The 7,775-nt window shown below is 33.8% G+C and carries 7 protein-coding genes; all 7 read right to left on the reverse strand.

Going from position 1 to position 7,775, the window contains the following annotated elements:
* Positions 1 to 80: 80 nt before the first annotated feature.
* Complete coding sequence (gene rpoB, locus CF66_RS02950; RefSeq protein ID WP_016504144.1) at positions 81 to 4,109, reverse strand: DNA-directed RNA polymerase subunit beta; 4,029 nt, start codon at positions 4,107 to 4,109, stop codon at positions 81 to 83.
* Between the two features lie 215 nt (positions 4,110 to 4,324).
* Positions 4,325 to 4,687 (reverse strand): 50S ribosomal protein L7/L12, encoded by a 363-nt coding sequence (gene rplL, locus CF66_RS02955; protein WP_016504145.1) that lies wholly within the window; start codon positions 4,685 to 4,687, stop codon positions 4,325 to 4,327.
* Positions 4,688 to 4,757: 70 nt separating this feature from the next.
* Positions 4,758 to 5,258 (reverse strand): 50S ribosomal protein L10, encoded by a 501-nt coding sequence (rplJ, locus tag CF66_RS02960; RefSeq protein WP_034411564.1) that lies wholly within the window; start codon positions 5,256 to 5,258, stop codon positions 4,758 to 4,760.
* A 223-nt stretch (positions 5,259 to 5,481) separates the two neighbouring features.
* On the reverse strand, positions 5,482 to 6,180 hold the full coding sequence (gene rplA, locus CF66_RS02965; RefSeq protein ID WP_016504147.1) for a 50S ribosomal protein L1: 699 nt from the start codon (positions 6,178 to 6,180) through the stop codon (positions 5,482 to 5,484).
* Positions 6,181 to 6,184: 4 nt separating this feature from the next.
* Entirely contained in the window at positions 6,185 to 6,613 is a 429-nt protein-coding gene (rplK, locus tag CF66_RS02970; protein WP_016504148.1) for a 50S ribosomal protein L11, read from the reverse strand.
* Between the two features lie 113 nt (positions 6,614 to 6,726).
* Positions 6,727 to 7,278: a transcription termination/antitermination protein NusG gene (gene nusG / locus CF66_RS02975; protein ID WP_016504149.1), complete on the reverse strand. Its 552-nt coding sequence runs from the start codon at positions 7,276 to 7,278 to the stop codon at positions 6,727 to 6,729.
* 13 nt (positions 7,279 to 7,291) lie between these two features.
* Complete coding sequence (gene secE, locus CF66_RS02980) at positions 7,292 to 7,672, reverse strand: preprotein translocase subunit SecE (protein ID WP_016504150.1); 381 nt, start codon at positions 7,670 to 7,672, stop codon at positions 7,292 to 7,294.
* Between the last annotated feature and the right edge of the window lie 103 nt (positions 7,673 to 7,775).

Below are 7,775 nucleotides of genomic sequence, written 5' to 3' on the forward strand. Positions count from 1 at the left end.
TTAGCTCCTTCAAGGAATTAAAAAGGAGGTTGCCTTATTACTAGCAAGCATCGTCCTTCTACTAAATAACCCTAAAAGGATTACTTTTTATCTTCTAACTCTATATTAATGCCCAACGAACGAATTTCTTTTAGTAAAACATTAAAAGATTCTGGCATACCAGCTTCCATACTATGATTACCATCAACAATATTTTTATACATCTTTGTTCGACCACTAACATCATCAGATTTAACTGTTAACATCTCTTGCAATGTATAAGCAGCACCATAAGCTTCTAATGCCCATACTTCCATTTCACCAAAACGCTGACCACCAAATTGAGCTTTTCCACCAAGAGGTTGTTGAGTAACTAAACTGTATGAACCTGTCGAACGAGCATGCATTTTATCATCCACAAGATGATTTAATTTCAACATATACATATAACCAACTGTTACAGAACGTTCAAACTGCTCACCAGTACGGCCATCAAAAAGTTTTAATTGACCGGATTCTGGTAATTCAGCTAGTTTAAGAAGAGCCTTAATAGATTTTTCTGAAGCTCCATCAAAAACAGGTGTTGCAATCGGTAATCCCTCTTTTAGATTATTGACTAGCGTATAAACTTCATTATCTGATAAAGAATCTATATTGACAGATTGACGGGTATCATCAAGATCATAAACTTTTTGTAAAAATCCACGAATTTTTACTAAATCTTGCTTCTCTTTAAGCATTTTATTGATCTTATCACCAATTCCTTTTGCTGCTAAACCTAAATGAACTTCTAAGATCTGACCAATATTCATACGAGAAGGTACTCCTAATGGATTAAGAACAATATCTACAGGACGACCAGTTTCATCATAAGGCATATCTTCCACGGGATTGATCTTCGAAATAACTCCCTTATTACCATGACGCCCAGCCATTTTATCACCTGGCTGAATACAACGTTTTACTGCTAAATAAACTTTTACAATCTTAAGAACACCTGGTGCAAGATCATCACCTTGAGTAATTTTTCTCCGCTTTGTTGCAAATTTTCTATCAAAATCTATTTTAAGCTCATTCCACTGTTTAGCTAGTTGTTCAAGCTGCGATTGTCCTTCATCATTACTTAAAGTCAACTCTAACCAATCAGAACGATTAGTTTTATTTAGACTAGCTTCAGAATAACCAAAAGATAAAAGAACTGAACGAACACGAGTAAGCAATCCTCCTTCAAGAATCTGAAATTCTTCAGTAAGATCTTTCTTAGCCTCTTTTAACTGCATTTGTTCAATATCTAAAGCACGTTTATCTTTTTCTATGCAATCTCTAGTAAATACCTGAACATCAATAATTGTCCCTGAAACAGAATTAGGTACCCGTAATGATGTATCTTTTACATCTGATGCTTTTTCTCCGAAAATAGCACGCAATAATTTTTCTTCTGGGGTCAGTTGAGTTTCCCCTTTAGGTGTAACTTTACCTACTAAAATATCACCGCTTTTCACTTCAGCACCAATATAGACAATACCTGATTCATCTAATCTAGATAAAGCTGATTCAGCTACATTTGGAATATCAGCTGTAATTTCTTCAGAACCTAACTTAGTATCGCGTGCTACACAAGATAACTCTTGAATATGAATAGTTGTAAAACGGTCCTCTTGAACTACACGTTCAGATACTAATATGGAATCTTCAAAATTATAACCATTCCATGGCATAAAAGCGATACGCATGTTTTGACCAAGAGCAAGCTCACCTAGGTCTGTTGAAGGTCCATCAGCAAGCACATCGCCAAGAGATATTTGCTCACCTGGCATGACAGTTGGTCTTTGATTAATACATGTATTTTGGTTAGAACGGGTATACTTAGTTAGATTATAAATATCAATTCCAGCTTCACCAGGAATTAATTCATGTTCATTAACTTTTACAACAATACGAGAAGCATCAACAGATTGAATTATGCCACCACGTTTTGCAACTGCAGTAACACCTGAATCAACCGCAATATTTCTCTCTATACCAGTACCTACTAATGGTTTATCAGATTTAAGAGTAGGTACAGCTTGACGTTGCATATTAGCACCCATCAACGCTCGGTTTGCATCATCGTGCTCGAGAAATGGAATGAGAGATGCTGCTATAGAAACTATTTGATTAGTTGCTACATCCATATAATTAATATGCTCCCGAGGATGCAAACCTGATTCTCCTTTTTGACGAGCTGTAATCAGCTCCTCAGCAAATGTACTTTCTTTGGTTAAAATAGTATTTGCCTGCGCAATAATAAATTGACCTTCTTGGATTGCAGATAAATAATCAACTACATCTGTTACTATACCATCTACAACCCGACGGTACGGAGTTTCTAAAAAACCATATTCATTACAACGCGCGAATGCAGATAATGAATTAATTAAACCAATATTTGGTCCTTCAGGTGTTTCAATAGGACATAATCGGCCATAGTGAGTTACATGAACATCACGTACCTCAAATCCAGCTCGCTCACGGGTAAGACCACCAGGACCTAGAGCAGAAATTCGACGTTTATGCGTAACTTCTGATAAAGGATTATTTTGATCCATAAATTGCGATAGCTGTGAAGAACCAAAAAATTCTTTAACAGCTGCTGATATAGGTTTAGCATTAATTAAATCTTGAGGCATTACTGAGTCAAGATCTCCAAGACTTAATCGTTCTTTTACTGCACGTTCAACACGAACAAGCCCTATTCTAAATTGATTCTCAGCCATTTCTCCAACACTACGAATTCGTCGATTACCAAGGTGATCAATATCATCAACGTCTCCATTTCCATTACGAATTCTAATAAGCTTTTTCATAACTTCAATTATATCAATTTCATCAAGAGTTACCTGTTCATTACCATCTTTACGATTAATAGAGCTATTAAATTTCATCCGACCAACAGTTGATAAATCGTAACGATCTTCAGAAAAAAATAAACTTTCAAATAATGATTCCGCTGCTTCTTTTGTTGGTGGCTCACCAGGTCTCATCATTCGATAGATCTCTACTAATGCTGAAATACGATCTGTAGTATTATCAATTCTTAATGTTTCAGACATAAAAGGACCATGATCTAAATCATTAGTAAATAAGACCTCTATAATTTTATCACCAGATTGAGAAAAATTTTCTAAATGTTCTAAAGTAATCTCTTCGTTCGCAGACAGAATAATCTCACCTGTTACTTTATTTATATAATCTTTAGATGAAACTTTTCCCAAAATATATTCAACAGGAACATGAATTTTATTTACAGAATGTTTTTTAAGTTCTCGAATATGACGTGCTGTTACACGACGACCAGCTTCAATATATATCTTTCCATTAACTTCAATATTAAATAATGCAGTTTCACCACGTAAACGATCAGGAATTAGCTCCATGAGGAGGACTTCTTCTTTTATTTCAAAACATATTTTTTCGAAAAATAAATCTAATATTTCTTCAGTCGATTTTCCTAGTACACGAAGAATAATTGAGGCTGGTAATTTCCGTCGACGATCAATTCGAACATATAAATTGTCTTTAGGGTCAAACTCAAAATCTAGCCATGAACCTCGGTAAGGTATTATACGAGCATTATATAGAACTTTACCAGATGAGTGTGTTTTACCTTTATCACTATCAAAAAAGACCCCTGGACTTCTATGCAGTTGTGATACAACAACTCTTTCTGTGCCGTTGATGAGAAATGTACCATTATTTGTCATTAATGGAATTTCTCCCATATACACTTCTTGTTCTTTAATGTCTTTCACAGTACCTGGTAGTGCATCTCTATCAAATATAACAAGACGTAACTTAACACGTAGTGGTTTCGAATAAGTAACACCGCGTACTTGACATTCTTTAACATCAAAAGCTGGTTCACCAAGACGATAATTAACATATTGTAGCTCAGAGTTAGCGTTATAGCTTTGAATAGGAAATACAGAACGAAACGCAGCTTCAAGACCATATTGTCCTTCAGAATCCTGTTTGATGAATTTATCGAATGAGTCAAGCTGAATCGATAACAAATAGGGAATATCCAACACTTGTGGACGAGTACCAAAATCCTTTCGAATTCGTTTTTTCTCGGTATAAGAGTAAACCATTTGGGTCCCCAGTTCGCTTATAAGTAACCAAAACTGCTCAATCTTCAGAATTTTGAGCAACGACTAATAGGTGTGTTTATGATAACACCTATAATTTTTAGCGCTTTTTGAGCATGGCAATCAAAAAGTAATAGAAGAAAATACCTATATTCTACAGTATAAAATGGCTGATGATTAGGATATCATCAGCCATTAAGTTAACGAATGTAACAAAATTACTTAACCTCAACAGAGGCTCCTACTTCTTCTAACTTAATTTTAAGAGCTTTAGCTTCAGATTTATCAATGCCTTCTTTTAATAAAGTTGGAGCTGAATCAACAAGAGCTTTAGCTTCTTTTAATCCTAAACCTACAGCAGTTCGTACAGCCTTAATAACAGCAACTTTATTACTACCATGAGCATTTAATATGACGCTAAATTCAGTTTGTTCAACAATTTCTTCATCAGGAGTAGTATTATTAATTACAGTAGCAGCAGAAACATGGAATTTTTTTTCCATTGCTTCAATTAATTCAACAATTTGCATTACAGACATATCTGATACTGCATCTAGGATTTGCTTGTTGGTAATAGACATAACAGCTCTCTTTATAATTTAATCAACAGTAAATTTATTTTCAGTCAACAGATAAAAAACAGCTAAAAGCTTATGTTGACACTTCCTCTTTTTCTTTTTTATTACGAATAGCATCCATAGTACGAACAAGCTTACCAGATGAAGCTTCTTTCATACATAGCATCAACCGTAGAATAGCTTCATTATAAGTTGGTAAAGTAGCTAATACATCAAAATTTGCTATGGCTCCTTCAAAAGCAGAAGACTTGATTTTAAGTGATTTATTTTCCTTAATAAATGTTTTTAAAAGTCGTGCAGCTGAACCTGGATGTTCATTAGAAAATGCAATTAAGGTAGGACCAATAAAAGTACTAATTAAGCATTCATAACTCGTTCCTAATACTGCACGACGTGCCAGAGTATTACGCACAACTTTTATGTGTACTCCACTTTCTCTAGCTTTTTTACGAAGATTAGTCATTTCTCTCACTTTAATTCCACGAGAATCAACTACAACTACAGAAAGTGCATTACTAGCAGCCTTATTGACTTCAGAGACAATCTTTTCTTTCATTTTAAGATTTAGAGCCATGTCTTGATTTACTCCTGGTTATAGTTATACAATTAGCTAAACATGATCGGAACAGTAGTAACTTATCCAAGTACATTTTTTTCAAAAAAAAGTAATAAGATATTTCATCAAATTGAATTAGCATTCAAATACAATAAACAGTATATTTAAATGTAAAATGCTAGCTGGAAGACTGAAAATACGAAGACTAACCTTTATAAAATTTAGTTCTTTCAAAAAAGAATCATACTTTACTTATACTAGATTGGGTAATAGACAGACCAGCTCCCATTGTAGTAGAAACACTTATTTTTTTAAAAAAATTGCCTTTTACTGAAGAAGGTTTGGCTTTTTTCAAATCGAAAAGAAAACATTCTAAGTTTTCTTTAAGCTGAATTGTAGAAAAACTGACCTTGCCAATAGTAGCATGAATTATTCCATTTTTATCATTACGATAATGAATCTGACCAGCTTTGGCATTTTGTACTGCTTTAGTAATATCATTGGTTATAGTACCCATCTTTGGATTTGGCATAAGACCACGAGGTCCTAAAATAGTGCCAAGTGGACTGACAATGTGCATTGTATCAGGAGAAGCTATAACTACATCGAAATTACATTCACCTTTTTTTATACGCTCTGCAATATTTTCCATACCAACAATTTCTGCACCAGCTTGTTTTGCTAACAGAGCATTTTCACCTTGTGCAAATACTACAGTACGCACTTCTTTACCAATCCCATTAGGTAAAACAGTTGCAGCACGTATATTCTGATCAGACTTTTTTGAATCGATAGCAAGATTAATAGCAACATCTACAGATTCAATAAATTTAACGCTAGCAAATCTTTTTAGAAGAGCAATAGCTTCATCTATTTCATATTCCTTAGCTAAATCAATTGATTTATTAATTAGACTAATACGTCTAGATACTTTCTTCACAAGCTTACTCCTTTAATATCAAACCAATAGAACGAGCAGTACCTAAAATAGAACGTTTCATTGATTCAATATTAACGCCAGTCATATCTACTGCTTTTATTTTTGCAATTTCTTCAACTTGAGCATCAGTTATCGTACCTATCTTCTCTGTATTAGGGCGCGATGAACCAGAACTTACACCAACTATTTTTTTAAGAAGGACTGAAGCAGGAGGAGTTTTAGTAACAAAGGTAAAAGAACGATCAGTATAGATTGTAATAACGACTGGAGTTGGAAGACCTTTTTCTATAGACTCAGTTTTTTCATTAAATGCTTTACAGAACTCCATAATATTTACACCATGTTGACCAAGAGCAGGACCAACTGGTGGACTAGGATTTGCCATACCAGCGGCAACTTGCAGCTTTATAGAAGCTTTAACTTTTTTAGCCATTATATTTCCTACGCTACCAATGCAGCTAAATATCAAGAAAACTCGAAGGATACAATAAAATAGGAAGAATTATAACAATACTCTATATAACTAACAAGACTTATAGTGAAAATTTAATCAAGTTTTTCTACTTGACCAAATTCAAGTTCAACTGGTGTTGCCCGACTAAATATTGACACAGATACTTTTATACGGCTTTTATCATAATCCACATCCTCAACAGTACCATTAAAATCAGAAAACGGACCATCATTAACCCGTACGACTTCACCTACCTCAAATATTGTTTTAGGTCTAGGAGATTCACTTGCCTTTTCTAAACGATTCAAAATAGCATCAGCTTCTTTATCAGTAATAGGTGATGGAGAATCTGAAGTACCACCAATAAAACCAAGTACACGAGGAACACTACGCACTAAATGCCATGATTTATCATTCATTAACATTTTAACTAATACATAACCAGGAAAAAATTTTCGTTCGCTTTTACGACGCTGTCCAGAGCGTATTTCTACTACTTCTTCAGTAGGAACTAATATTTCTCCAAATAAATCTTCCATATTCCGGATCTTGACATGCTCACGTAATGATTTAGCAACACGAGATTCAAAACCAGAGAAAGCTTGGACTACATACCAACATTTTTTATTAGAACATTCACTCATGAACTTATAACCCTCAGATTTCTGTTGCCAATTTAATAAGATAAACCATAATGCTATCAATACCCCATAATATTAAAGCCATTAAAACACTCACAGCAAAAACAATCAAAGTTATTTGCATAGTTTCTTTCCTAGTCGGCCAAATTACCTTTCGAATTTCTTGTCTAGATGCACGTACAAATTCTACTGTTGCCAAACCTTTATTTGTTCTTAAAGCGAGAAAAAAAGCAATGATAATAAAAAAAATAATTACTACAGTACGGATGACTATAGATATTTCAGAATAAAAATAATTGCCAATAACAGCTAAAATTAGTATTAAACAGCTAATAATCCACCTAAATCTATCGACTAAAGGAGAGCCATCAGAAATTCTAATTTTATTTAATTTCATAAACTCAATCTCTATTTCTTCAGATTTTTTTAGAAAACATTTTAAAAATCATGTTCTATCTAACTTAGAAAGGGATATTATATCTTTCTTATTCAAAAATTTT

It is taken from the genome of Candidatus Photodesmus anomalopis (genome assembly GCF_000731785.2).
In the GTDB taxonomy this organism is placed as follows: Bacteria; Pseudomonadota; Gammaproteobacteria; order Enterobacterales; family Vibrionaceae; genus Vibrio; species Vibrio anomalopis.

What these genes read in the sequence shown, in the direction of transcription:
- rplL (WP_016504145.1), bottom strand. Translation starts at nt 4,687, where the DNA reads ATGTCTATTACCAACAAGCAAATCCTAGATGCAGTATCAGATATGTCT.
- secE (WP_016504150.1), bottom strand. Translation starts at nt 7,672, where the DNA reads ATGAAATTAAATAAAATTAGAATTTCTGATGGCTCTCCTTTAGTCGAT.
- nusG (WP_016504149.1), bottom strand. Translation starts at nt 7,278, where the DNA reads ATGAGTGAATGTTCTAATAAAAAATGTTGGTATGTAGTCCAAGCTTTC.
- rplK (WP_016504148.1), bottom strand. Translation starts at nt 6,613, where the DNA reads ATGGCTAAAAAAGTTAAAGCTTCTATAAAGCTGCAAGTTGCCGCTGGT.
- rplJ (WP_034411564.1), bottom strand. Translation starts at nt 5,258, where the DNA reads ATGGCTCTAAATCTTAAAATGAAAGAAAAGATTGTCTCTGAAGTCAAT.
- rpoB (WP_016504144.1), bottom strand. Translation starts at nt 4,109, where the DNA reads ATGGTTTACTCTTATACCGAGAAAAAACGAATTCGAAAGGATTTTGGT.